24 protein-coding genes are annotated in these 25,339 nt (G+C 38.3%); 20 read left to right on the plus strand and 4 right to left on the minus strand.

The genetic code is table 11. The features are described 5' to 3' along the window. The first annotated feature begins 51 nt into the window (after positions 1 to 51). From fni to J2S11_RS08265, 5 genes are all read left to right on the plus strand, one after another. On the plus strand, positions 52 to 1,110 hold the full coding sequence (gene fni, locus J2S11_RS08245; RefSeq protein WP_307393334.1) for a type 2 isopentenyl-diphosphate Delta-isomerase: 1,059 nt from the start codon (positions 52 to 54) through the stop codon (positions 1,108 to 1,110). A gap of 77 nt (positions 1,111 to 1,187) precedes the next feature. After that, positions 1,188 to 2,399, plus strand: a complete 1,212-nt coding sequence (locus J2S11_RS08250) for a CapA family protein (protein WP_307393335.1) — start codon at positions 1,188 to 1,190, stop codon at positions 2,397 to 2,399. Between the two features lie 55 nt (positions 2,400 to 2,454). Beyond that, on the plus strand, positions 2,455 to 2,751 hold the full coding sequence (locus tag J2S11_RS08255; RefSeq protein WP_307393337.1) for a HesB/YadR/YfhF family protein: 297 nt from the start codon (positions 2,455 to 2,457) through the stop codon (positions 2,749 to 2,751). Between the two features lie 604 nt (positions 2,752 to 3,355). Then, the gene (locus J2S11_RS08260; RefSeq protein ID WP_307393341.1) at positions 3,356 to 5,104 is read left to right on the plus strand and encodes an ABC transporter ATP-binding protein; all 1,749 of its coding nucleotides are present in this window, start codon (positions 3,356 to 3,358) and stop codon (positions 5,102 to 5,104) included. Between the two features lies 1 nt (position 5,105). Beyond that, positions 5,106 to 7,208, plus strand: a complete 2,103-nt coding sequence (locus tag J2S11_RS08265) for an ABC transporter ATP-binding protein (RefSeq protein ID WP_307393344.1) — start codon at positions 5,106 to 5,108, stop codon at positions 7,206 to 7,208. A 169-nt stretch (positions 7,209 to 7,377) separates the two neighbouring features. Here the strand turns inward: J2S11_RS08265 and J2S11_RS08270 are convergent, their stop codons facing one another. Beyond that, positions 7,378 to 8,175 carry a YfkD family protein gene (locus tag J2S11_RS08270; RefSeq protein ID WP_307393347.1) on the minus strand — a complete coding sequence of 266 codons (798 nt, stop codon included), beginning with the start codon at positions 8,173 to 8,175 and terminating at the stop codon, positions 7,378 to 7,380. 489 nt (positions 8,176 to 8,664) lie between these two features. Between J2S11_RS08270 and J2S11_RS08275 the strand changes: the two genes are divergently transcribed. From J2S11_RS08275 to J2S11_RS08290, 4 genes are all read left to right on the plus strand, one after another. Beyond that, entirely contained in the window at positions 8,665 to 8,907 is a 243-nt protein-coding gene (locus J2S11_RS08275; protein WP_307393349.1) for a YuzF family protein, read from the plus strand. 33 nt (positions 8,908 to 8,940) lie between these two features. After that, complete coding sequence (locus J2S11_RS08280) at positions 8,941 to 9,837, plus strand: manganese catalase family protein (RefSeq protein ID WP_307393352.1); 897 nt, start codon at positions 8,941 to 8,943, stop codon at positions 9,835 to 9,837. A 194-nt stretch (positions 9,838 to 10,031) separates the two neighbouring features. Then, positions 10,032 to 10,277, plus strand: a complete 246-nt coding sequence (locus tag J2S11_RS08285) for a stage VI sporulation protein F (protein WP_307393353.1) — start codon at positions 10,032 to 10,034, stop codon at positions 10,275 to 10,277. Between the two features lie 34 nt (positions 10,278 to 10,311). After that, positions 10,312 to 10,530, plus strand: a complete 219-nt coding sequence (locus J2S11_RS08290) for a hypothetical protein (RefSeq protein WP_307393355.1) — start codon at positions 10,312 to 10,314, stop codon at positions 10,528 to 10,530. A gap of 187 nt (positions 10,531 to 10,717) precedes the next feature. Here the strand turns inward: J2S11_RS08290 and J2S11_RS08295 are convergent, their stop codons facing one another. Next, positions 10,718 to 10,861: a YjcZ family sporulation protein gene (locus J2S11_RS08295; protein WP_307393357.1), complete on the minus strand. Its 144-nt coding sequence runs from the start codon at positions 10,859 to 10,861 to the stop codon at positions 10,718 to 10,720. A gap of 267 nt (positions 10,862 to 11,128) precedes the next feature. On the opposite strand from J2S11_RS08295, the gene J2S11_RS08300 reads away from it, so the two are divergent. From J2S11_RS08300 to J2S11_RS08330, 7 genes are all read left to right on the plus strand, one after another. Continuing rightward, positions 11,129 to 11,995, plus strand: a complete 867-nt coding sequence (locus J2S11_RS08300; RefSeq protein ID WP_307393359.1) for a deoxyribonuclease IV — start codon at positions 11,129 to 11,131, stop codon at positions 11,993 to 11,995. A 496-nt stretch (positions 11,996 to 12,491) separates the two neighbouring features. Beyond that, complete coding sequence (locus J2S11_RS08305; protein WP_307393362.1) at positions 12,492 to 13,148, plus strand: SGNH/GDSL hydrolase family protein; 657 nt, start codon at positions 12,492 to 12,494, stop codon at positions 13,146 to 13,148. A 140-nt stretch (positions 13,149 to 13,288) separates the two neighbouring features. Continuing rightward, entirely contained in the window at positions 13,289 to 14,542 is a 1,254-nt protein-coding gene (locus J2S11_RS08310) for a CapA family protein (RefSeq protein ID WP_307393363.1), read from the plus strand. A gap of 116 nt (positions 14,543 to 14,658) precedes the next feature. Then, positions 14,659 to 15,525: an RNA polymerase sigma factor SigJ gene (gene sigJ, locus J2S11_RS08315; RefSeq protein ID WP_307393365.1), complete on the plus strand. Its 867-nt coding sequence runs from the start codon at positions 14,659 to 14,661 to the stop codon at positions 15,523 to 15,525. A 147-nt stretch (positions 15,526 to 15,672) separates the two neighbouring features. Next, complete coding sequence (locus J2S11_RS08320) at positions 15,673 to 16,110, plus strand: carboxymuconolactone decarboxylase family protein (protein ID WP_307393368.1); 438 nt, start codon at positions 15,673 to 15,675, stop codon at positions 16,108 to 16,110. Positions 16,111 to 16,256: 146 nt separating this feature from the next. Then, positions 16,257 to 16,763 carry a hypothetical protein gene (locus J2S11_RS08325; protein WP_307393371.1) on the plus strand — a complete coding sequence of 169 codons (507 nt, stop codon included), beginning with the start codon at positions 16,257 to 16,259 and terminating at the stop codon, positions 16,761 to 16,763. A 53-nt stretch (positions 16,764 to 16,816) separates the two neighbouring features. Further along, positions 16,817 to 17,773 carry a glycerophosphodiester phosphodiesterase family protein gene (locus J2S11_RS08330; RefSeq protein ID WP_307393374.1) on the plus strand — a complete coding sequence of 319 codons (957 nt, stop codon included), beginning with the start codon at positions 16,817 to 16,819 and terminating at the stop codon, positions 17,771 to 17,773. 77 nt (positions 17,774 to 17,850) lie between these two features. Here J2S11_RS08330 and J2S11_RS08335 read toward each other — a convergent pair whose 3' ends face one another. Beyond that, the gene (locus J2S11_RS08335; protein WP_307393377.1) at positions 17,851 to 18,105 is read right to left on the minus strand and encodes a hypothetical protein; all 255 of its coding nucleotides are present in this window, start codon (positions 18,103 to 18,105) and stop codon (positions 17,851 to 17,853) included. 446 nt (positions 18,106 to 18,551) lie between these two features. On the opposite strand from J2S11_RS08335, the gene J2S11_RS08340 reads away from it, so the two are divergent. From J2S11_RS08340 to J2S11_RS08355, 4 genes are all read left to right on the plus strand, one after another. Next, on the plus strand, positions 18,552 to 19,418 hold the full coding sequence (locus tag J2S11_RS08340) for a pentapeptide repeat-containing protein (RefSeq protein WP_307393378.1): 867 nt from the start codon (positions 18,552 to 18,554) through the stop codon (positions 19,416 to 19,418). 258 nt (positions 19,419 to 19,676) lie between these two features. Continuing rightward, positions 19,677 to 20,867 carry a M14 family metallopeptidase gene (locus J2S11_RS08345; protein WP_307393379.1) on the plus strand — a complete coding sequence of 397 codons (1,191 nt, stop codon included), beginning with the start codon at positions 19,677 to 19,679 and terminating at the stop codon, positions 20,865 to 20,867. A 169-nt stretch (positions 20,868 to 21,036) separates the two neighbouring features. Then, the gene (locus tag J2S11_RS08350) at positions 21,037 to 22,986 is read left to right on the plus strand and encodes an elongation factor G (protein WP_307393382.1); all 1,950 of its coding nucleotides are present in this window, start codon (positions 21,037 to 21,039) and stop codon (positions 22,984 to 22,986) included. A gap of 278 nt (positions 22,987 to 23,264) precedes the next feature. Further along, positions 23,265 to 23,726: a DinB family protein gene (locus J2S11_RS08355; RefSeq protein ID WP_307393387.1), complete on the plus strand. Its 462-nt coding sequence runs from the start codon at positions 23,265 to 23,267 to the stop codon at positions 23,724 to 23,726. Positions 23,727 to 23,880: 154 nt separating this feature from the next. On the opposite strand, the gene J2S11_RS08360 is transcribed toward J2S11_RS08355, so the two are convergent. After that, positions 23,881 to 25,320 carry a hypothetical protein gene (locus J2S11_RS08360; RefSeq protein ID WP_307393390.1) on the minus strand — a complete coding sequence of 480 codons (1,440 nt, stop codon included), beginning with the start codon at positions 25,318 to 25,320 and terminating at the stop codon, positions 23,881 to 23,883. Positions 25,321 to 25,339 lie beyond the last annotated feature (19 nt).

A 25,339-nucleotide genomic window follows, 5' to 3' on the forward strand; every position in this document is an offset into this window, starting at 1 on the left:
TGAAGCTATTATTAGAGGCAAGCTGTTGTATATAAAGGGAGGTAGAGATAAATGAATCATTCTGAGGACAAGCAATCAAAACTACCGACGACTACTGAGAAGAGAAAAAATGAACATATTGAGGTATGTCTACAAGAGGATGTTCAAGGTGTTGGGATTACCAATGGCTTTGAACGCTACCGTTTTATACATAATGCCTTACCAGAAATCGATTTTGAGGATATTCAGACAGCAACGACATTTTTATCTAAGACAATGCCTGTACCCTTTTTAATAAGTTCCATGACAGGAGGAACTCAGCTTGCTTGGGAGATTAATCAGCGAATAGCACAGGCTGCAGAAGAGCGTGGCTGGGCCATGGGGCTTGGGTCGATGAGAGCTGCACTTGAAAATCCTGAAGCTGAGTTTTCATTTAAAATTAGAAAGTACGCACCTTCAATCCCTGTATTTGCTAATATTGGTGCAGTTCAGTTCAACTACGGCTATGGTGTAGAGCAGTGTTTGCGAGCTGTTGACATGATAGAAGCGGATACCTTAGTTCTTCACCTTAACAGTATGCAAGAGGTTTTTCAGCCTGAGGGGGATAAAAATTTCAAACAGCTGTTAAATAAGATGGAAAAGGTTATACACTCTTTACCGATACCAGTAGGGGTGAAGGAGGTAGGCTGGGGAATATCAGCCGATTCCGCTAAGCGCTTGAAGGAAATAGGAGTACAATATATTGACGTAGCTGGAGCAGGAGGAACGTCATGGAGTCAGGTAGAAAAGTATAGAACCAAGGATGCTCTATACAGAGAAATGGCGGAGACGTTTGCAGGCTGGGGAAATCCGACAGCTGAATGTGTGAAGGAAATTAAACAGCAACAAGCCGAGTTGCTTTGTATTGCAAGTGGCGGAATCAATAATGGGCTGGAAGCGGCGAAAGCAATTGCGTTAGGGGCTCATATGGTTGGTTATGGTCGATCCTTGCTACAGTCCTCAGTTGATTCAGTTGAGCAGCTCGCTGAAAGGCTTACAAAGATTGAACTAGAGTTAAAAATAGCCATGTTCGGAGTCGGTGCAGCAGATCTATCAGAGCTGAAGGGTACTAAGCATTTGAAGTCAATTTAACGTTTTTGTTAGATAGATAAAGTGCCATTAAAAGGACACATACCCTATAGATCTTAATAATAAAAGGGGGAAGAAGCATGATATCCTATAAAAAAGGGCTCCTACTATTAATTCTGCTAACTCTTGTTCTCTCAGGCTGTAGCTTGCTTCAAAGTGATCATAGTCAGGACTCGAACATCCCCTCTCAGGAGGAGCTGAACCAAGCTAATGGTGATGAAGAAAAAAAAGGGAATATCGTTGAAGAAGAACCAATTGATTTCGAGCCCATAGTTTCAAAAGTGACCTTACAGGCTGTAGGAGATATGCTCATTAGTGATTCCATTATCAGTGATGCGCAGCAGTCGGATGGTACTTACGACTTTACAGGAATGGTGGCTAGAATTAAGCCGTATCTTCAAACGGCAGATTTAGCGATCGTTAATCAGGAAACGATAATAGGTGGGGTAGATTTAGGGTTATCAGGATATCCGATGTTCAACAGTCCTGTTGAGGTAGCTGATATGTTAGTCGATACAGGCTTTCATGTAGCTACTTTAGCTAACAATCATACATTGGATCGTGGTGAAGAGGGGATTTTAAATGCCTTAGCTTATTATCAGACTTTAGACATTCTAACGACTGGTGCGTACGTATCAGAGGAGGATCGTAATCAAACTCCCCTCATTGAAATCAATGATATTCAATTTGCTGTTTTAAATTATTCCTATGGTACAAACGGCATTCCTGTACCAGAAAACAAAGAATACCTCGTCAACTTGATTGATAAAGAGCTGATTGAAAGGGATGTCAAACAAGCGATTGAACTGGCAGACGTGACGATTGTAGCGATGCACTGGGGCAATGAGTATGAAATTATGCCTAACGAGGAGCAGATCGAGCTTGCTCAATTTATGTCCGATTTAGGAGTAGATATTATTCTAGGCACACATCCCCATGTTTTACAGCCACCAGATTGGCTTACTGGTGAATCAGGGAACCAGACTTTTGTGGCGTACTCATTAGGAAATTTTCTGTCATCACAGGATCGCTTAAATCGTTTGATCGGTGGCGTAGTAGGCGTAGATGTGACCAAAACGATCCATGAGGATAGGACAGAAATTGAGCTTGCAGCTCCTAGCTTTCTTGTTACCTATAACTATTATTCAAACTGGAGAAACTTTGAATTGTTTCCTATGGATGAAGTTACAGAGGATCGCTTAGCAGGAGTGAATGAGGAGTATGAGCAAATCCAGCAGCATTTGAGAACGTTTATTCCAGACCTGACCATCGTCCAATCTAAAGATTTTTAAGCCAATAAAGATCAAAGAAATTAATTTATTAGTGGTTAAACAAGGAGGGTTTGTCATGGAAATCAAAGTTACACAGCCAGCACTTCATTGGTTCCAAAGAGAGATGGATGTTAAGGAAAAGGATGCTGTTCGTTTTTTTGCTAGATATGGTGGATGCTCCACCGTTCAAAGTGGATTTTCAATAGGAGTTAACAAGGAAAGTCCCAAAGAAATCGGGGCACAGGATACGGTAGGAGATGTCCTGTTTTTTATTGAGAAGAATGATTTATGGTACTTTGATGGGAAGAATTTGACCGTTAAATATAATCAAAAGCTAGATGAGATTGAATATGTTTATGAGGAACAATCTTAACCTATTTTCATTAAAGATATTGTATCATTGGCAAAAAAGTTGTTGACAGAATATAGCATTCAATAATAAACTATAAAAGTCAAAATAAGAACATTGTGTGACAAACAAATTCTATACTTAAAATAACTGAAGGGAGGGCTTGTCATGTTGAATATGAATCAAACAGTAACTTATGGCACTTTAACTATATTTAATCTGCTGGCCCGCCCTTTTGATCTGCTATGTACCGGAGCTTAATAACACGATTAGTTTCAGTGTGAGAAAGAGCTTCGAACGTAATCTTAGCCTTTGAGCTGAGAATACTTTATGCATATTCATTCCGATAGATCGTTTAGATCTGGCGTTGGTCATGGAAGAGTGACTGATTCCAGATCTTTTTAATTTTGGAAAAGGCACTCGTATGCCTTTTCTATTTCTTTTGAAAAATGACTTGTTGAAAACCCCAAAGAGCACCAGCCTGGTACTCATTTGATGATTTTATAGATAGCATTGAAAGTTAGGAGTTGGAAGGTATGATTTGGCGAAGGTTGTTCTAGATAAGCAAGGGATTACATGAAGCGCCATGTCTTCATGTTGTAGATTTGAGTTGGAAGGAAGTGTACTTGTGTTTTCAATATTTAAGAAATTAGGCTGGTTTTTTAAACAGCATAAAAAGCGATATATAACGGCTATTTCATTACTTATATTTGTATCTGTTCTCGATATTATACCTCCAAAATTAATCGGAGATGCGATTGATTACATTATTTCTGGCAATATGACCTCAGAGAGACTAACAGAGCTACTGTTATTTTATGGCGGATTATTGATTACCAGCTATGTTGTCACATACGTTTGGATGTATCAGCTATTTGGTGGTGCTTTTCTAGTAGAGCGGATCATGCGTTCAAGGTTAATGAGACATTTAATTAATATGACTCCTACCTTTTATGAGAAAAATCGTACGGGAGACCTTATGGCTAGAGCTACCAATGATCTTAAAGCTATCTCCATGACGGCCGGCTTTGGAATACTAACTTTAATTGATTCTACAGTTTTTATGGCTGCCATTATTGTAACAATGGTTGTATTGATCAATTGGAAGCTTACTTTAGCAGCGCTAATTCCCTTACCCATTATGGCGTTTCTGATCAACAAATACGGGAAGAAAATTCATGATCGCTTTATGAAGGCACAATCTGCATTTGGTGACATGAATGACAATGTATTAGAATCGATTGCGGGTGTCCGAGTTAATCGTGCTTTTGTACAAGAGAAAGCTGACGTAGAACGCTTTAAAAATATGACTAATGATGTGTACAACAAAAATATTGAGGTAGCCAAGATTGATTCCTTGTTTGAGCCGAGTATTAAGGTGCTAGTAGGATTCAGCTATATTATTGGCTTAGGCTATGGAGCATATCTTATTTTTCAAAATGAAATAACCATTGGAGAGCTAGTTTCCTTTAATGTCTATTTAGGAATGCTCGTTTGGCCAATGTTTGCTATAGGTGAATTAATTAATGTGATGCAAAGAGGAAATGCTTCCCTTGAGCGTGTGCAAGAGACATTAGCTTATGAGCAGGATGTACAGGATCATCCTGAGCCAAAGTATGTATCTGTACCTCAGACAATCGAGTTTAAGAATGTTAGCTTTCGTTATCCATCAGCTCATGAGGATCAGCTTAAGGAGATTTCTTTTACTCTAGATAGAGGTCAAACCTTAGGGGTAGTGGGTAAAACTGGGAGTGGTAAGACAACTTTATTAAAGCAATTTATAAGGGAGTATCCATTAGATCGAGGAGAAATTGTAATTTCTAATGCTTCTTTAGATAGAATTCCTATTGATCGAGTTCTAAGCTGGGTGGGCTATGTTCCGCAGGAGCAGATTTTATTCTCCAAAACAGTCCAAGAAAATATTGTATTTGGAAAGGACGAAGCAACGGAGCAGGACGTTCAGCGTGCTTTAGTGCAGGCCTCCTTTGAGCAGGATATTCAGCTGCTACCTGAAGGATTAAACACTCTTGTGGGAGAAAAAGGTGTAGCCCTGTCGGGTGGACAGAAGCAACGTGTCTCTATTGCACGTGCCTTACTGGTTAATCCTGAAATTCTTATCTTAGATGATGCCATGTCAGCTGTTGATGGAAAAACGGAAGCAAAGATTATGTCTCATTTGCGACAGGAACGAGAAGGGAAAACAACTCTCATTTCTACACATCGTCTTACAACGGTGAAGCATGCCGATTGGATTATCGTTTTAGATGATGGCAAAATAGTGGAAGAAGGAACACATGATCAGTTGATGCATCTTGAGGGATGGTATAAAACTCAATATGAAAAACAACAGGCTGAAAGCAGCAAGGAGGTGATGTAGCATGTCAAATCAAGCAAAGGATTCAGTACAATATGAAGTAGTGAGTGAGGAGAGTAGAAAGAAAACAACTAGACTCCTTTTTCAATACGCCTTACGCTATAAAAAGACAATTGCTATCGCTTTGATTCTCTTAACGGTTGCTGTTGTAGCAGAGCTAGCTGGTCCTTTTTTAGCCAAAAGGTTAATTGACAATCATATTGTAGGTGTTGATTCCTATCCTTGGCATATCACGACAGAACAAGGGACTGATACTGTTGAATATGGCGGAAGCTTGTACAAACGGAGCGATCGAATGTCCGCTGGAGAAGCTTCATTAGGAGAAGCACGTATCCTACAGGTTGGAAAGACATTCTACTTTCTCGAAGGCTCCATTGACTTTGATGGAGAACGCAGGATAGCTGGTAACAAAATGATTATCAGAAACGGAGAGCAAGAGGTGTCATATGATGTGACTCCTTTAAGCTTAAGTGAGCTTACTTCTTTTTATCAGCCGGAGATAAAATATATTGTTCAGTTACTAGCGATTTATTTGGGATTGCTCATATTTGCTTCATTTTTTCAGTATGGAAAATCTTATTTGCTTCAGGTAGCTGCAAATCGAATCATTCAGAATATCCGATTAGATGTGTTTCAGCACATTCAAAAAGTACCGATCCAATACTTTGATAATCTGCCAGCAGGTAAGGTAGTATCTAGAATAACAAATGACACGGAAGCGATAAGAGAGCTTTATATGAAGGTTCTTGCTGTATTGTTTACAAGTGTTATCTATATGACGGGAGTATTTGTTGCCTTATTTCTTTTAGATCCTACTCTAGCATCTATTACCTTACTTGTTGTACCTTTTCTTATCGTATGGTTCATTCTATACCGTAAGTTTGCGTCAAGATACAATCATATCATTCGCTCACGCCTAAGTGATATAAATGGTAAAATCAATGAATCTATTCAAGGAATGCGAATTATACAGGTATTTAGACGTAAGAAAGCGACAAATGATGAATTTACAGCTATGAATGACGAGCATTTTAAATATCAAAATAAACTCCTTAGCTTAAACGCATTAACGTCTCATAACCTAGTTCATACGTTACGGAATATCGCCTTTGTCGTCATGATTTGGTATTTTGGTGGAGCATCATTAGGAGTTGGAGCGGTCATTTCTGTTGGATTGCTGTACGCTTTTGTTGATTACCTCAACCGATTATTTAATCCAGTAACTGACGTAGTCAATCAGCTAGCTGTACTACAGCAGGCACAGGTAGCTGCTGAACGTGTATTTGAGCTTCTTGATGAGCCAGGTGAGGAGGTAGCAGAGGGTGAGATTGAACGCTACCAAGGAGATGTTAGCTTTAAAAACGTGTGGTTTGCTTATAAGGAAGATGAATACGTATTAAAGAATATCTCATTTGAAGCAAAGCAAGGGGAAACGATAGCCTTAGTTGGACACACTGGGTCTGGAAAAAGCTCGATTATGAATCTTCTATTTCGCTTTTATGATCCAAACAAGGGAAGCATTGTGATTCATAATCAAGATATTAAGAATATGCCTAAGCAACACCTGCGCAGTCACATGGGCATCGTTCTACAGGACCCGTTTTTATTTACAGGTTCCATTGCTTCAAACGTAAGCTTACATGATCCGAGGATTTCAAGAGAGCAGGTTATGAAGGCTTTGAAGGAGGTTGGAGCTGATTCTTTTATTGAATCTCTCCCACAAGGCTATGATGAGCCCGTTATTGAAAAAGGAAGTACACTTTCGGCAGGGCAACGCCAATTAATTTCCTTTGCACGCGCCTTGGCCTTCAATCCAGCTATTCTGATCCTTGATGAAGCAACAGCGAACATCGATTCAGAGACAGAAGCATTGATCCAGGATGCCTTAGAGGTATTGAAAAAGGGAAGAACAACGTTTATCATTGCCCACCGTCTATCCACGATTGTGAACGCTGATCAGATTATTGTTCTTGAACGCGGGGAGATTCTGGAGCGTGGAACACATCTTGATCTACTGAAGCTTCGTGGTAAGTATTATCAAATGTATCAAATGCAGCTTGGGCAGACTGGGAAGGAATTAGAGCTGACAGAGCAGGTATCTATGTAAGGCTTTGACGGTTAAGTTCCTTAGAATATGCTGGGCAGTTAAATTAGCTCTCAAAAGTGTGTGTCTCACTTTTGAGAGCTTTTTATTTAGCTTGAAAATATATTGTAGCTTGAAATGCCTTAGTTGCTATAAATCCCTTTTTACTTTTGGTCACTAATCTAATTATTTGTTACTTATACTTCGACGACAGCATGTATTTAAACGAAAGCTTATCTTGAACAGGAATCCAGGCACCTACACCTTTTTGTGTTACATTTTTAATAATGATTTTCTTTTGAGAGCCTTTAACATCTAAGTAAACTTCTCCGTATGTGACAATTCCTCTTTCACTTGCAGCAGGTACAAAGGCATGCAAATATCCAAGCTTGCCCACTGGAACCTTCATCAGCACTTCATGTTTTGTTCCCTTTCCTATTTTGCTCTTAAAGGCTAGATTTAAGCCTGTGTTTTTCTTTGCCGCAGCAATCATTAGTTTCCTTACATCTTCCTCAGCATGTACCTCAGTTGTAAGCCCACCGAGCACGGTGTACTCCTCATTTTGCAGATAGGTTAGATCAACCTTATCACGCCCATGTAAATTATCGAGCTTATTCAGATTGGCCTCCTTGTACTCCCAATTCACTGATGTTTCTTTTGATTGATAATCTAAGGCCCAATTACCTAAATAGATATTAGCATGAAAGCCTACAGATAGCTTTGTAGTCTTAATGTTGCTTTCATTGAGCAGGCGAATCAGATTAGGGTTGGCAATGTCATACTCACAGGTTTTAAGTAGCTCAGTTGTAGAAGAGCTAGGCTCGACATATTCGGGATCAATGTCGGAGTTGGGGTACGTATTTACTCTTGAAATATCCTTTACGGATTCAGGAATTTTAATTTTATTTGTCGCCCCAAGAATGGGTTGAGTAGGAGAAAATAGACAGCATAAAAGAACGGTACAGATTAATACAAGTACTTTTTTCTTCATAAATGTAGCTCCTTTTTGTCATTGTAAATGATTCTGAGTCTTAGAATGATCGGCTTTTTAAAAGTTCTTGTACACATTTTTCCACAACAATCGGAAGGTTATGTAAAAATAAGTTGTTAATTAATTCAAGTTCTAGGACGTGTCGTTTATTCCATAGGCTAGAAGAGAGGAGGTGAGAAGAAAAATGGCATACTACACAACTGTGTTTCACATCTTAGGGTTTAAAATCCTAAAAAGAAAGAGTGGCCATTATTTTTACAAGCTGGGGAACGGGAAAATAAGAAAGCTAAGAAGCTAAGCGATGAAAATCGTCAAATACTGGACTTGGAGGTCACATGCAAATAGAAGAAAAAGTCAGCTGGTTCAATCGATCAGTCTCTTATGTAAAATGGATAGGCTCGTCTTTAGAACGATTAAGCATAAGGTAATGATGGTGAGGCACATCATTACCTTATTTTTTAGGACATACATGGAGGAGAGTGTGACTAGATGAATGCTCAAGATGGATTAAGCTATTATCGAGAGGTTTCTCCAGAGCTGATAAGCTCGATTGATCCTTACGTCTATCAAGCCCTACAAAGCTTAAAAGGTAAAAAGGTAGTGGTTGAAACGGTCCGTGGGAGTGTCCGCGGGAATGTTCAGGATGTGAAGCCAGATCATGTTGTCGTTCAGGCACATGGTTCTTCTTTTTATATTCGTACGGCTCAGATTGTATGGGTTATGCCAACCTGAGTAATGGATTGATGGAAAAGGAGGAGAATGAAAATGTTCAAACGAATCAACAAGCTACTTATTCCACTGCCAGAGCCAGAATATCCGGACGCAAATGCGGCAGCTGCTGTTCAAGAGCTGCTTGGTGGAAAATATGGTGAGATGTCTACCTTAAACAATTATTTATTTCAATCTTTTAATTTTCGTGAAAAGAAAAAGCTGAAGCCCTTTTACGACTTAGTAGCAAGTATTACGGCTGAAGAGGTGGGGCATGTTGAGCTTGTCTCAAATACAATTAATTTGATGATTAAAGGAACTACTTTTCCAGGTGATCCAGACATTACTCCTATGCAAAACGCCAAAGACAAACGCAATTCTCATCACTTCACCTTTTCAGCGCAAACTTCCCTACCTGTCGATTCTATGGGTCGACCTTGGACTGGAGAGAATGTATTTACGAGTGGAAACCTTGTGCTTGATCTCTTGCATAACTTCTTTCTTGAATGTGGGGCTAGAACACATAAAATGAGGGTTTATGAGATGACAAATCATCCAGTAGCTAGAGAAATGATTGGCTATTTGTTAGTACGAGGGGGAGTCCATATTCTTGCCTATGCGAAGGCATTAGAAATAGCTACGGGTGTAGATGTTACTAAAATGCTTCCTATCCCTAACCTAAGTAATAAAGCATTTGAGCATGCTCGGAAATTTGAGGAGCAAGGCGTTCATCGAAAGCTATATACGTTTAGTGATCAGGATTATAAAGATATAGTTTTAATTTGGAAAGGTCAACACCCTGAGGATGGGCAATCTTTAGAAGTTATCCAAGGAACACCACAGGGAGCTCCAATTCCTGATTTAGAAGAAATTCCAGAGGAGTTTGCCCCGGGGATTTCTAAGGATGATTTTATGGAAATTGCTAAGAGATTGCAGCGTTCGGCGGGGATATAAATAGATACTGATATTTAGACCTTTTAGTTATGTAGAATTGCATAGCAACATGATGACCAAGCCGACACTCTGTTGGCTTTTTGTTTTTGAATTTTTGAAGGGGAAATTCCGCGTTTATCCCTGTTCCCCTTTTTGCTTTAGCTCCATACGATAAAAAGAGTACAAGTTTGTATGACATGGAAGGAGTGAATGTGATGAACCTTTTCAATAATATCGAAAAGTCAGCAAAAGTAGATATGAAAGAGATTCTAAAGCTTGCTAACAGCTTAAAGGGAGCAGACTTTAAAGACGAAAAAACGATAAGAAATGTAATTACACAGGTTTCAAAAATAGCAAATACACCTGTTTCAAAAGAAAAGGAAGAGAAGATTATTAAAGCAATAAAAGAAAATAAGGTCCCTAGTGACTTGGGATCCATTTCAAAAATGCTAAAAAAATAAATTATTTATCTGTCAATGTAAAGGAAGCTGAAATATGATCGTCTTAACAAACATCAAAAACTTCTTGATTCACAAAATTGATCATGGAAGTATTAACTTTGGTGTTCATGTCAGTAAGGGAAGTAAGGCTGATAGCAAAGAAGTTGGTGGTCAATCTATGATTGGTGACCACCATCATTATACTAAAGGAAATAATAAGTGGAACACCTTAAAATATAAAAAGAAAGCTAAAAATAGAAAAAGGAGCAATTAAGAATATGCAGGAGCAATAATCAAAGATCGGATATGCCGATCTTTTTTGTTCCAAATTTTTAAACCACCACACAAATGGAAGAGCCACTTCTTTCTGAGAAACTTTCTCATGAGAAGTAGCTGTTCACAAATTGTTTATTTGTTTCTTACGCTAGTCAAATACAAAAATGTTACTCAGAAAGATTTGCTTAATAGTAAGGTCTACCGTAGCCACACGGACTACAGCCACCACCGTAGGCAACAGGGCCACCATAGCCACCCATACAGCCACAGCCAACAATAATTAATAAAACAAACAGAACAACAATTAATGGAAAGTTAAATCCGCCCATGATAATATCTCCTTTCAAGTATACTTTTAGCTTAGTCATGCTGCATGAAGAGTTCACACAGAGACAAAGCGTACACTTTATCATATTGACAGATGTATAGAATTGACAGGGCGCTTATACTAGATATAATGAAAATTGGGTACCAACCTACCCAAGCTAATTTGATGCTCATACAGGTTGTAAATTACATGCTATAATGAAGGATACAAAGAATTATATACATGAAGACTAGAGACTAATATGTGAAAATATGGGGAGGAATTGAACTTGAAAATAGGGGCTAATGTAAGTATTGCAGGTACAGGATTGCTTAATGCTGTAGAGGAAAGTCTTGAATACGGAGCTACTACTTTTATGATTTATACGCGAAGTAATCGTGGGGGAAATGCTCGAGATATTACAAAGTTCTCAAAGGATGAGGCGTTTGCTTTGATGAAAGAGAATGGTTTAGACATTAAGGATGCAGTTGTACATGCTCCTTACTATATAAATTTGGCTGGAGAAGGAAAGGCCAGAAACATTGGGAAGGCTGTATTAACGGATGAAATTAAGCGTACAGAGTTTTTAGAAATTCCGTATTTGGTTTTTCATCCAGGTTCACATGTGAAGCAAGGAGTTGAGGTCGGAATTCAAAATATTATCAACTCCTTAAATGAGATTTTAACGGGCGATGAGAAAGTATTTGTCCTTTTAGAAACAATGGCCGGTGATGGAAGTAAGGTTGGAAACAGCTTTGAGGAAATTGCTCAAATCATTAATGGTGTAGATGAGGACAAGCGTCATGTTCTTGGAGTATGTATGGATACCTGTCATAATTTTTCCTATGGCTATGATATTGTCAATGATTTTGATAAGGTTATTGAAGATTTTGACCAAATTATTGGTCTAGATCGCTTAAAGGTTCTTCACTTAAACGATTCTAAATATCCGCTTGGAGCTAAAAAGGATAGGCATGCTAATATTGGATCAAGTGATGGAAATATTCCAAAGGAAGCTTTAAGAGCTATTTGTCAGCATAAGGCGATTAAAGACTTACCAATTATTCTTGAAACTCCTTTCGGACAATATAAGGAAGAGATTGAATATATGCGAGGAAATGATGATGCTAATCTTTCTGAGCAATCTTTGAAGTAAATAAACGGGAAGGAGCTGTTTCTAAAGTGGTAAATCTACTTTGGGACAGCTTTCTGTCTGCCTAAATCTCTAACGGACATAGCAGCCTCTTAGAGAGGGATTTTTAGCTATTTCTATTTCTAACGGACATTTGAGACCCTTAAGGTGAAAAAATCCAACCATTTTCCTCAAATACTCGTCTAAGCTGCATTTATGACCGTTAGAGATTGCAGAACTCAGAATAACACGGCTAAGGTGCAAATATGTCCGTTACAATTCACATCTGTTAGATAAGGTATCCTGAGCCGGCATGTAGTCAAACCGACCGCCATCATGAAGTGCTGTACGTGCGCTGGGAGCTGCGCTCGGTGCGATCATTTTCTTTTTATAAAAGTTAATAGAATTGAAGATATACTAGATTTATTTCGACCTTATACAGGCGTGTGCAGTTACGTTTCTATCTTTACCTGAATATAAAAATAGTAGATTTAATTTCAGGTAAAGGATAGAGCTGCTCATGGATAATCAAAGTAATGTTAGTGAAAAACCATTAGTATATGTAGCTTTGGGGGACTCCCTATCTGTTGGGATTGGAGCGATTCTAAAGCCTGGCTTTGTTAAAAGATACGCCAAAATGGCAGAGCTAGAAATTGGAAGAAAAGTGATTTCAATAAACTTTGCTATGCATGGATTCACATCACAGGATGTGGTTAAAAAGCTGGAACAGTCTGTCGTCCGCTTTACATTACGTCAAGCAGATTTAATTACGATTAGTGTTGGAGGCAATGATCTAAGGAACGCTGCTAAGAAGTATTTTAAGAACGGTGATGAAAAATTGTTAAATAGGGCTATCCTTCAGTTTAAGAGGAATATGGATCGGATCTTGTTTGAAATTGCTTTAATAAAGAAGAATAGCACAACCCCCTACCTTATTAGACTCGTTGATGTATACAACCCATTTCCAAATAGAAAGGATACTCATGTTTGGGTGCAACGGTTCTATGCCCTTTTAAAGAGCTATGAGCAAAAAAATGTTTCTGTGACGAATATATATAATGAGTTCCTCGGCAAGGAGAATAAACTGTTATTTCTCGATAAATTGCATCCTAATGCAGATGGATATCAATCTATCGCTTTAGCGTTACACAAGCTTGGATACAGAAGCTTAATATAAGCTGATTTGTTTTTGTAAAAAGCGATTTAATGTACTCGCTTTTTTTGTTTTGAGTCACATTTTTGTAACTTTTTATGAAATCAAACGTTTAAGATGTTGAGGGAACTTATATATTTTATAAATAGATTGGATGATACATAATGAGTCGTATAGAAAGAATGAAACGCAAGAGAAGGCAAAAGAGGCTTCATCTGGCTTTATTAAGCTTTTTCATCATGCTTACATCTGTTCTAGTGATAGGAATCATAAATCTTGAAAAAATCCAGCAAGCACAGCAGACAATTAGTTCTGAGCAGAAGGATTTATCATCAGAGGAAGAGCAGAATGATTCACATAATGGAGATTCAATTGATGTGAACGATGAGCTGGAATCTGAGTCTGGCCATGAAGAACCTAATGTTTCTGATGGGGAAAATGAGCAAGAAACAGATCCTATTGAAGAGGTAAAGGGACAGGGCTCCATTACCCTTGCATTTGCTGGAGATACAATGGCTGCTGGGAAGGTTGCACCTATCTTAGCAGACAGAGGCTATATGTATCCATGGGAGCAAGCAAAGCCTTACTTTACAGAAGCGGATTTAGCAATGGTTAATCTAGAGACTGCAGTTAGTACTAAGGGACATGAGGCAGAAGATAAAACCTTTGCATTCAATAGTCACCCGGACTTATTAAAGGGTGCAAGCTGGGCAGGAATAGATCTTGTTACGTTAGCGAACAACCATGCTCTTGATTATGGGAAAAATGCTTTCCTAGATACACTACACTATTTACACGATCACAGTCTTGAGTATGTAGGTGGTGGAAAAAATGAAGCTGAGGCCTTTGCCAGAGTGGATAAGGTAGTAGAAGGTAAAACGATTGGGTTTTTAGGCTACAGTAGAGTTCTACCCGCTGTTTCTTGGTATGCAGGAGTTGATACACCTGGTCTTGCAAGTGGGTATCAGGAGGAAAGAGTGTTAGAGCATATTGCAAAAGCGGCAGAGGAAACAGATCTTACCATCGTATATATGCACTGGGGTAAGGAGCTAGCAGATGAGCCTGAAGAGAAGGATCGAGAATTAGCGCGTAAAATGATTGAGGCAGGAGCAGACATCGTTATCGGATCGCATCCACATGTTTTACAGGGCTTAGAATATTACAAAGGGAAACTTATTGCGTATAGCTTAGGTAACTTTATTTTTACCATGAGTCATAATGAATTAGGTAGACAGTCTGCGATTCTGCAGGTGAACATATCTGAAGATGGACAGCAGAGCGCTCGTCTGATTCCGATGAAAATAGAGCATGGGGCTGTATGGGATGCAGATGATGAAACATATAAAGAAATTATGCAACGCATGGCGCGTCTATCTCATGGGGGACATTGGCACGATAATCAGTTCTTACAGAACTGAGAATATGTATGATTTTTATAAAGTCACTCAAGTAAGAGGAGGGTGACTTTTTTATGTACTTCTTTTGAGATGAATGATAGAATCAAAAAATTAAGGGTAGGAGGTGATAGGCCTTCATGCAGGAATCTATTTATGTAGAATATAAATCCTTTTTACTTTCTATGGCTTATCGTTTATTAGGTTCAAAGACAGATGCTGAAGATATTGTTCATGAAGTTATGATTAGAATAAGGGATACGGATCTGACACAAATCTCTAATTTGAAAAGCTATTTGACAAGGTCCGTCACAAATTCATGTTTAAACTACTTAAAGTCTGCAAAAATTAGACGAGAACAGTATACTGGGCCATGGTTACCAGAGCCAAACGTAAGCTATATACATAAAGCGAAAGAGGATCCGAAAGATATTCTCGTTCACAGGGAGGAAATTTCTTATGCTTTGCTAGTATCTATGGAGCAACTTGACCCTGTTGAAAGAGCGGTTTTTATATTAAGGGAAGCATTCAGCTATGAGTATAAGGAGATCGCCAATTTATTAAATAAGTCTGAAGCTAGCTGTCGGCAAATACTTAGTAGAAGCAAAAGAAAGCTTAAAGTTGATCAGATGGATGAATTTGTTTCTTTTGACGAAGAGGATCACTTTATCCAAACCTTTCTAGATGGTTCTAAGATAGGCAATTTTGATGAATTTATTCGTTTACTAACAGATCAAGCAACGCTTACTACAGATGGTGGCGGAAAGGTACGAGCTGCTTTAAGACCAATAGTGGGAAGAAAGAGAATCTTAGCTCTTTTTAATGGAATTTCTTCAAAAGGTATTTTTGAAGGAGGGGTTGAGTCTGTCCGTATAAATGGCAATAGAGGAGTTATCCTTACTATGGAATCTTCCGTTAGTATGGTCATCTGCTTTAAAGTTAATATTGAAAGAATGATTGAACATATTTATGTAATATCAAACCCTGATAAGTTAAAGCATTTATAAGGTAAGAATAATCATAATCTGTCACAAAACTAAGGGCTATCTTGTTTAATAAGTGAGGATAAGAAGCTATGACAATTAAAAATATAGGGCAAATGTTTTAGTCATAGCCGATTTCTAATCATTTATTGCATACAGGAGGTTTTCATGATGAAAAACCGGTTTTTAATGACAGAAGTTAATCCTAAGGGCTATGAGGCAATGTTTGGTTTGGAAAAGTATATGGCAGCATCTGGTCTAGATAAGAGGTTGTATGAGTTAATCAAGATTCGAGCATCGCAAATGAATGGCTGTGCATTCTGTATAGATATGCACACTAAGGAAGCTAGGAAAATAGGTGAAACAGAGCAGCGGATCTATGCGTTAAATGCTTGGCGGGAAACCCCGTATTTTACTGACGAGGAAAGAGCTACGCTTGCTTTAACGGAAGCTATTACGTTTGTTACTGAGGGGCATGTATCTGATGAAGTATATAACAAGGCTAGGGAGTACTTAAGTGAAGAGGAGATTGCTAAGATTATTATGGCAGCTGTAACAATTAATGCTTGGAATCGAATTGTTATTTCAACTAGGGTGAGTCCAAGCTGATTTATGAACGATCGATAAAAGATACAAGGTCTCGTTGAATTAGACGAGGCCTATTTTTTATTCTATAAAAGGAGAAGTTCTATGAAAAGGTGAAGGGAGAATATGGTATATTTATAGTGTATATTCAAAAATAAGGAGTGGTTGTGTTGTCACTAAGAAAGGGAATGCTAAGTCCATTGTTCGGATTATTGTTTTTCATTCTTTTGTTATCTGGATGTAGCAGTACCGAGAACTCAGCGACTAGTCATTACTATCTATCCCTAATGGGGGAGAGTCAGACTTGGAATTTGATTGGATATGAAGTGATGATAACGCCAGAAGATTTGAAAGTTGGTAACGGTACGCTACATATGAAAAATGAAGACGAATATATCGCAGAATTTTTTCGATTTAGGACCCACGCTGTTATTAATGGTGAGGATACAGTATTACAATCTAGCTCAGTAGCGGGCAATGGAATTAATATTGCGCAAGATACAACAGGGTCAGTAGAAAGTAGAGGATATGTGAACAACCAAGGAGATGCGATTAGACTTCATGAAATAAATGAAATTTATATGGTTGTTGAATGGTGGGATTTAGATGAAAGTGAAAGGAATAGCGAAAGAATAGAATTATATAATGATAATAAAGGAAGCTCCTTTTTAAACTAAAAAAGTGTTTTACGTGAACGGTTTAAATACATTTTACACTGTGAGGTAGAAACATGAACAAAACGGTAAATCCTGAGCATGGAATTGAAAAGAAGCCATCTAAAATAAGGGGGAGATTGCTTCGCGGAGTTGTTCTTCTATTACTCAGCTTTTTGGTGTGTTATGGTATATTTGCTTTATTTATACCAAAGAAAGATACCATGCCATTTTTTGAAGCTAAAGAGACCCCTCTAGTGATCGCCCATCAAGGTGGGAATATGCTTGCTCCTTCAAGTACCTTTGCAGCGTTTGACAAAGCAGTCGAGCTTGGTGTGGATGTATTAGAATATGATCTCCATATCACGAAGGATGGTCAACTAGTTTTAATTCATGACCCAACAGTAGATCGGACAACGAATGGGCAAGGCAGGGTAGAGGATTTAACTTTAGAGGAAATACAAGCATTGGATGCTGGGTATACGTTTACTGACCTTAGTGGCGAACTGAGCTATAGAGGACAAGGTCTTTATATCCCAACCCTAGAAGAGATGTTTCAGCGCTACGGGCAGATGCTACATAATATTGAAATGAAGAATACTAACTCAGATGAGCACTATGAGGAGATATATGAGAAGCTATGGACGTTAATTCAAAAGTACAATATGGAGGATAAAGTGCTTATTTTCTCCTTCGATCATCAAATGATTAAGGATTTTCAACAGTTAAGTGAAGGAAGAGTTGCCGTTAGTGCAGGAAGAGCTGAAATCATTAAATTTGTTGCTTTTCATAAGCTGCTGTTAAGCCCTTTTTATCGCACTGAGGTGCAAGCTCTACAAATTCCGGTTGAGTCTGATGGATTTAATCTTGCAGACGCTACGCTGACAAAAGGGGCTAAGCGTCATCACATGCAGCTCCATTATTGGACTATTAATGATGAAGAAGCTATGAGAGCTTTATTGGAGCTTGGTGCAGACGGTATTATTACAGACAGACCTGATCTTCTAATGGAGATTATTGCTGATTATAAGTAACCAAAATGGACGCTTGTCATTATTTGCTATAGTTAAAAAAGAAAGGTAGCTTTGATTAAACAAAGCTACCTTTTTGACTACATATTTATAATAAAGACGGCTAGAAGAATGATGGAAATCACGAAGGTGGCTACATAGATCCAAGTAAGCAAACGTACATTTTTTAAAGAGCTTTTTTCATAGGCCGTCGAGCTTAGGCTTTGAACCTGAGTTTCCTTTTGTGTGCTGGGATCACTGCTTTTAATCGTTTGGTTCACTGTCTTACCTACATACATTGTACCAATTAAAGCCCCTACACAAATCATTAAACCAAGAATCACATACCATATCATAGTGTCACCTCATTTATAAAACTAAGTAGAATGAAAAATTAAGGACAAACCCCTTATAGATAAATTTAGCTACCTTAACTATATCATAGTTAACTTATAATCGCTTAGACAATAGCTCTTTTGGGTGGTAATGTGACAGTTTTAAGTATACCGCTATGATTCGCCAACAGGATCCGTTATCATTCATTGCAATCTTCTAGCATTTTTTTGAATTTTTATATCTGACATGTCTTCCCCTCTTTCTAAATGTTATAGGAACAATAAAGTGCCTATTGAACTCCCATGTACCTGCTATGGCACGCATTGAGCAGATGGGGGTAAGAATCTCAACGATTAGTTAAGGAGGTCCCTATATTCAAAAGTAACTAGATTCTAGCTTCAACTGTTTAAAGCAAAGTGATAGACTAGATACGATAAACATTCTACATCAAGGGACGTGTACGATTATGTCAGATCTAGCAGTGTTAAAAAATAGTGGTTTGCTAGCAGATTGTGAGCAATGTTTTGGTTTGTGCTGTGTGGCTCTACCCTATGCAAAGTCTGCAGATTTTGCCTCGAACAAAGATGGTGGTACTCCATGTTCAAACTTAACGGGGGATTATCGCTGTGGTATCCATAGTGGATTAAGAGAAAAAGGATTCCGTGGCTGTACAGTATATGAGTGCTATGGAGCAGGGCAAAAGGTTTCACAGATCACATATGCTCAAAAAAGCTGGAAGGTTGATTCCGTGCATGCCAAGGAAATGTTTGAGCTTTTTCCGATCATGCAGCAGCTACACGAAATGATGTATTACTTACATGAAGCGCTTGAACTAGAAAGAACTAGGGATATTCATAGTGAATTAAGACATATGTTATCTGAAACTGAAGCTCTAACTTTTTTACATCCAGATGTTATTTTTGCAATTGATCTTGCTGCACACCGTACTAAGGTTAATGAACTTTTACTTGAAGCAAGTAGACTGGTCCGATCCTTAGTCATGTTAGGGAGAATGAATAAACCTAAACAAGAGGGAAAAGGTAAGGAAAAAAGAAAGCAACGTAAAGGAACTGACTTTATAGGAGCTAAATTAAAAGGAATTAGCTTAAGTGGTGAGAGCTTAAGAGGCGCTCTATTTATAGCCTGTGATTTACGAAATGCGGATCTGAGTTTCACAGATCTGATTGGTGCAGACTTTAGAGATGCTGATTTAAGAGGAGCAACACTTACAGGCAGCCTTTTTCTAACACAAGCACAACTGAATGCTGCAAATGGTGATCGTACAACAAAACTACCTTCTGCTTTAAAGCATCCTGAGCATTGGCCAAAATAAAAATTTTTATTGAGCCTGAAACAATACTGTGAGCTGGCGAAAGGCACACCTTATCAAGAAAGAATGTTTTAAAGAAAAAGCATTTCTGGATTTTCGGTAGGAACGAAGATCAGGGATGCTTGTTTTTATACAAATGGATATCTTGAAGCAATGATTCTCTTTTTCGTACTTGAATAAAATTGATGCCCCTAGGAGTTTCTTTTTCTTCTCTTCATACATACGCTATCATAATTAGCTTTTTCAGAGGAGGAAAGGAAAGTGAAAGTTAAGATTAGATTGGGGGACTCCTTTTGGCAGCTTAGCCAGCTTTTTAACATTCCTTTAGTACTACTTCTTGATTCAAATCGAAATGTAAATCCTAATTCGCTTCAAATAGGTCAAGAGATCAATATTCCAGGTTTCGTGTCTGTCAATGTTCAAATCAGACCAGGGGATTCTTTTTGGAGAATTGCTATTGAGAGAGGGATTTCTGTTGAGCTTTTGTATGCCTTAAATCCTACCGTGAATCCCAACCAGCTAAGACCTGGACAAATTATTCAAGCACCATTACGAGTGACTTGGATGGTCGTAGAAGGAAATCGCAACTATACTTATGAAGCATTCATTCAGGATATTAATAGACTTATTGGCGTCTATCCATTTATCAGGCTAAATATAGTTGGAAATTCAGTGATGGGTAAGAACCTGTATGAGCTTCGTTTAGGGAGAGGTACGAAGAAAGTACATGCAAACGGCTCGTTTCATGCTCAGGAATGGATTACTACTCCTGTCATCATGCGCTTTTTAAACGCCTATGCTTTGTCTTTAACGAATCAACAGCCGATAAGAGGGCTGTATACGCTACCATTGTATAACGCAACTGACTTATCTCTAGTTCCTATGGTTAACCCTGATGGAGTAAACCTTGTTATTCAGGGTGCAAATGCTGCTGGCGCGTACCGAGACTCTGTTTTAGCCATTAATGGCGGCAGAACTGATTTTTCTCCATGGAAGGCAAATATTCGTGGGGTCGATTTGAACAATCAATACCCTGCAAAATGGCAGACTGAAGCAAACCGCAAGCCCAAACAGCCCGCTCCAGCTGACTTCCCGGGGACAGCTCCGTTAACAGAGCCTGAGTCGATTGCTATGGCTAACTTAACAAGAACTAGAGCATTTGACCGGGCGTTAGCTTTTCACACGCAAGGGAAGGTCATTTATTGGGGATTTGAAGGTCTTGAACCCCCAGAATCGGAGACGTTAGTGAATGAATTTAGTCGGGTAAGCGGGTATACACCTATTCGTTATATAGATAGCTTTGCTGGCTATAAGGATTGGTTTATTCAAGATTTTCGGAGACCAGGTTTTACTGTTGAATTAGGTCTGGGCAGAAACCCTTTACCACTTACACAGTTTAATGAAATCTATGAAGAATCTTTAGGTATTTTATTAGCTAGTTTATACATGTAATTGGTTATATGTTCAAGCAGGTATATGTAGGATAGATCTTTAGTATCTTTAATTTCGTTATGGTAAAATAAAGTAATTAAAAAAAGGAGGCGTTTTTATATGCGCAAATTCAATATGAATAACCCACAAAAAGGAGAAAATATAATGCAAAAAAAGAGGATAATGATCTATGAAAATACTAAATATTGGAGTACTGGCCCATGTTGATGCTGGTAAAACAACATTAACGGAGCAAATTCTATATAAGTCTGGTGTTATTGAGCATGCAGGCTCTGTCGATCAAGGCACAACCATAACTGATTCACTGGATGTTGAGAGAAGGAGAGGGATAACTGTTAAATCGGCTGCAGTATCCTTTACAGTCAACGAACTAAAAGTCAATTTAATCGATACCCCTGGTCATGCTGATTTCATCTCCGAGGTTGAGCATTCCTTAAGTGTACTTGACGGTGTCATTCTTGTCATTTCCGCGGTTGAAGGAGTTCAAGCTCAAACTAGGATATTGATGCAAACGTTAAAGGAACATCGAATCCCGACCCTACTTTTTATGAATAAAGTAGATCGGATGGGCGCTGACTACAAACAAACACGTGACATGATTAAAGAATTATTAGATGAGCGTATATGTGAAATGAATGAAGTTATTCATGAAGGTCATTCAAATGTTCAAATAGAGCAGGCAAATCCAGCAAAAGCAGCATGGATTGACACTCTCGCATTGACTAACGAAGACCTTTTTAATATATTTGCTAATGACTTACCTATTAAAAGTGAAAGACTTAGAGCAGAGTTGCGTCTCCAAACAAAGAACGGCAATGTTTTTCCGCTATTTGCTGGTTCTGCCGTAAAAGGAATTGGAGTTAGTCAGCTGATTGAGAGTCTAGGCGATTTCTTCCCTGTTCATACTCAAAAGGAAGAGATGACAAAGCCTCTTTCTGCTATTGTCTTCAAGGTCATGAAAGATCTAGATGGGAGACGAAATGCCTTCATTCGGTTATTTCAGGGAAGTATTCAACTACGCGACGAAATTGAGCTGAGTTCACAGAGTAGAGAGACGATTTTCTACAAAGTAAAACAACTCCAAATTCTACAAGATGGAAAATGGATGTTTACTGATTACGTAGCTCAAGGTGACATTGCCATACTAACAGGAGGCGATGTAAAGATAGGAGACATTTTTGGTAATGTCTCGGACAAAATGAGGAGATTCAACTTCCACAAGCCTCCCATGCAGGTCAAGGTTTCCGTTGAGTATGAAAAGGATGAGGGTGCTCTTCATAACGCTCTGAGTGATTTAGTCATCGAAAGTCCTTTTTTACAGTATATTCAGGACAAAAACACAAAGGAGAGCATCATCCATGTGTTTGGAAAGATCCAGCTAGAAATTCTTGCTGAAACAATTAAACAGCAGAATGATATTGATGTGATATTTTCAGCACCTAAAGTGATCTGTATAGAAAAACCATTTTCAACTGGGGAAGAAGTTGAATATATTAATGATTCAAATAACCCCTTCATAGCAACAGTTGGTTTACGTGTTGAGCCTGGTGTAGAAGGTTCAGGCTTGCAGTATCGACTCGATGTAGAGCTTGGATCGCTTCTTCTATCTTTTCAGAGGGCTATTAAAGAGACGGTCATATATACTTTGCAAGAAGGATTGTATGGTTGGAATGTGACAGATATTATTGTTACGCTTACACATACAGGCTACGATAGTGTTCAGACAACAGCGAAGGATTTCCGCAGCTTGGTTCCTCTTGTATTAATGAAAGCTCTCCAAGAAGCTGGAACTAATGTGTATGAACCTGTACACGCTATGCAGCTAACCTTACCTGAATATAGCCTAAGTAAGGTCTTATCACGATTATCCTTGTTAGAAGGCACTTTTCAAGAGCCTCAATATATCAGAAACAGCATACACTTAAATGGATCCATTCCTGTACGCACCTCGGAATTGCTCAAATCTGACATTTATTCGTTAACGAGTGGGGAAGGAATGGTAGCGCTTAGGCCTGGCGGGTATATGCTTGTCCAGTCCAATATTCCTAAGAATATGCGCAGACAATTAAATTCATTAAACCGTGGAGAATATCTACTTCACTTAAACAAGATCAAATAGTTTAGGCAATCTGGGTGGCGTTTCTGTGTCGATTTTTGGACTTAGAAACGCCATTTGTATATCAGAAAATCATTGATATAGCCATTGTTTTCTTAGAGGAAAGATCATCATGTACAAATTACTAATTAAAATAAATCTAACATACATAACTTTTATTGATGGTTTATGTACAAACATATATTAGTTTTATAGCTGATGATAGGATATGATTAGACTAATAAAGTAACTATGTGGAATTAGCAGTAGAATAAATCGTCAAAGAGGGAGGTGTCCGTATTATGCTAGAGATACTAAGGAGTCATTTAAAATCCCAACTTGTTGAAATGGATAACAAACTAGAAAATATATTAAGGGATTTGAACGACGAGGACGTAAACTGGAGAGAAAATGATGCTAGTAACAGTATAGCTAACCTTATCGTGCATATTTCTGGACATGTAAAGCAAAGAATTGGTCATCAAATCTCAGGTGAAGCTGATGTACGTGATAGGGATGCAGAATTTGACATACAGATGTTTATGGGTAAAAAAGAACTAATGGAAATTAGTAGGGTTGCTTTTAGTGAGTTTGCAAAAGTTTTGGATCAATTATCTGAGAATCAGCTGTTACATAAGCAAGAAGTTAAAGCAGGTCAAATCATGAGTAATATTGAACTTATGCTTAGGTGTGTGATACATTACTCAGAGCATATAGGTCAGATTATATATATAGCTAAAATGCTTAAGGCTAATGAGAGATAGACTATTGTTATATTTATTTAATCAATACTTTCCTAGTGATTACACATTATAGGATAAGAAACGCTTGGGATCTTACGATCCAAGCGTTTCATTAACGTTTTCAACTAGTTTTCAGTCTTTGATGAAGCTTATCAAAATCAGAGGCATGTCTCCATCATTTCTTTTTAATTGGCAGAAAAATATCTAATATTGTTAGATCATCGCTAGCTAATAGTGTCATTTCAATAGATTGAACATTTTTGTCTTCCTCATACCCTTGTTCATCCACCCAAAGCCTTAGCTTCTCAAGCATTTCATCTCGCTGCTCTGGTAATCCGTCAATATGTGCAAACTCATTTTCAACGGAAACATAAACCATTCCACTAGGTAATTGTTCCATGTTAGACACAACCTCAAAGCCAGTCGTATAGCCGATCTGTTTGTCTTCTTCAGTACGAGGCTGGTATACAACTGTTTCAATCGTAAATCGTGACGTAATTTCATAATCTCGTACTAGTATGCTATTCCGTGCTTTTGCCAGATCCTTATTTAGATTCTCAGGTAAGCTATGATGCTGTTCACCAATGACTTGGAATTTTCTCTGAACCGTCCTGCAAGTCATAAATTCCTCAATCTCATACTCTTCTAAGCTCTGGTATAAGGATTCTAGAATCTTAACACCAATCTTTTCTGCTTTAAATGCATGTTCTAAGTATTCTACTGCTTTACTTCTGCTTTTAGGATCCTCTGGATTTCCTCCTTGGGGGAAGGGGAACAGTGCTTGTAGCTTAGCCATTTCTGTGGCTACATCAGAATAAACCTGCTCAGCTTGTTGGAATAAATCAATTATTCTTAGATCTAAGGGACTTTCTGCTGACCATTTCTGAGCAAGTTGGTTAAAGAACTGATGGGCAAATTTCCTTGCATCGGCAACCACTTCAGCGTTATATGCATTCCCAAACGGATCAATCTGCTCCCCTTTAAAAGCATGCAACCAAGCTTCGTATCCAGCTAATCCATGCTTATATTCAGGGGAAGACCAACTACAGCTTTGATTAAGTAAATGGTCTATGCTTGTCCGTAAGCCATCTTTAAGCATATGGACCAAGTGTCTTGGTCTAACATCATTAATTACGGTTATATACATATGATTGTTTGGGCGTTGATCAAACTTGTTGTACGGAATTTCTCCATCTTTATCTACATCCTTGGCAAAAAGAAGCTGCTTTTCATGATCATAGCCATATATTAATCCGAATTCTGGGATAAACAAATCCCAGCCTATTACAGGAAAACCACCATCAATCCCTCGTTGGATGATTTTAATTGTTTTTTCTAGTGATGCTGGGGGAAGCGGAGTTTCTCTAGAAGCGGTAATACTATGTACTCCAAGTGTATATAAGCCTTTTGCTACCAATTGATAAGGGTCAAACATAGTTGGACCAGCAGGACTCACCGTTTCTGGATGAATATTGATTCTAAAAGCATGAGAGGTAAAGCCCATTACTTCTGCTAGACTTAAATCTAGCCTATCGGTGTACTGTAAAACAGCATACATACATTGTGCAGCAGATGTCCAAGTCTTTTGCTCTTGATTTATTTCTAATGTTCTCATCTAACAATCTCCTCTTCTT

The organism is Bacillus horti, assembly GCF_030813115.1.
GTDB lineage: Bacteria > Bacillota > Bacilli > Caldalkalibacillales > JCM-10596 > Bacillus_CH > Bacillus_CH horti.

Bases quoted from the DNA above. Each gene is read 5' to 3' on its own strand.
- fni (WP_307393334.1), top strand. From the start codon at position 52: ATGAATCATTCTGAGGACAAGCAATCAAAACTACCGACGACTACTGAG.
- J2S11_RS08250 (WP_307393335.1), top strand. From the start codon at position 1,188: ATGATATCCTATAAAAAAGGGCTCCTACTATTAATTCTGCTAACTCTT.
- J2S11_RS08255 (WP_307393337.1), top strand. From the start codon at position 2,455: ATGGAAATCAAAGTTACACAGCCAGCACTTCATTGGTTCCAAAGAGAG.
- J2S11_RS08265 (WP_307393344.1), top strand. From the start codon at position 5,106: ATGTCAAATCAAGCAAAGGATTCAGTACAATATGAAGTAGTGAGTGAG.
- J2S11_RS08270 (WP_307393347.1), bottom strand. From the start codon at position 8,175: ATGAAGAAAAAAGTACTTGTATTAATCTGTACCGTTCTTTTATGCTGT.
- J2S11_RS08275 (WP_307393349.1), top strand. From the start codon at position 8,665: ATGAATGCTCAAGATGGATTAAGCTATTATCGAGAGGTTTCTCCAGAG.
- J2S11_RS08280 (WP_307393352.1), top strand. From the start codon at position 8,941: ATGTTCAAACGAATCAACAAGCTACTTATTCCACTGCCAGAGCCAGAA.
- J2S11_RS08285 (WP_307393353.1), top strand. From the start codon at position 10,032: ATGAACCTTTTCAATAATATCGAAAAGTCAGCAAAAGTAGATATGAAA.
- J2S11_RS08290 (WP_307393355.1), top strand. From the start codon at position 10,312: ATGATCGTCTTAACAAACATCAAAAACTTCTTGATTCACAAAATTGAT.
- J2S11_RS08295 (WP_307393357.1), bottom strand. From the start codon at position 10,861: ATGGGCGGATTTAACTTTCCATTAATTGTTGTTCTGTTTGTTTTATTA.
- J2S11_RS08305 (WP_307393362.1), top strand. From the start codon at position 12,492: ATGGATAATCAAAGTAATGTTAGTGAAAAACCATTAGTATATGTAGCT.
- J2S11_RS08310 (WP_307393363.1), top strand. From the start codon at position 13,289: ATGAGTCGTATAGAAAGAATGAAACGCAAGAGAAGGCAAAAGAGGCTT.
- sigJ (WP_307393365.1), top strand. From the start codon at position 14,659: ATGCAGGAATCTATTTATGTAGAATATAAATCCTTTTTACTTTCTATG.
- J2S11_RS08320 (WP_307393368.1), top strand. From the start codon at position 15,673: ATGAAAAACCGGTTTTTAATGACAGAAGTTAATCCTAAGGGCTATGAG.
- J2S11_RS08330 (WP_307393374.1), top strand. From the start codon at position 16,817: ATGAACAAAACGGTAAATCCTGAGCATGGAATTGAAAAGAAGCCATCT.
- J2S11_RS08335 (WP_307393377.1), bottom strand. From the start codon at position 18,105: ATGATATGGTATGTGATTCTTGGTTTAATGATTTGTGTAGGGGCTTTA.
- J2S11_RS08340 (WP_307393378.1), top strand. From the start codon at position 18,552: ATGTCAGATCTAGCAGTGTTAAAAAATAGTGGTTTGCTAGCAGATTGT.
- J2S11_RS08350 (WP_307393382.1), top strand. From the start codon at position 21,037: ATGAAAATACTAAATATTGGAGTACTGGCCCATGTTGATGCTGGTAAA.
- J2S11_RS08355 (WP_307393387.1), top strand. From the start codon at position 23,265: ATGCTAGAGATACTAAGGAGTCATTTAAAATCCCAACTTGTTGAAATG.
- J2S11_RS08360 (WP_307393390.1), bottom strand. From the start codon at position 25,320: ATGAGAACATTAGAAATAAATCAAGAGCAAAAGACTTGGACATCTGCT.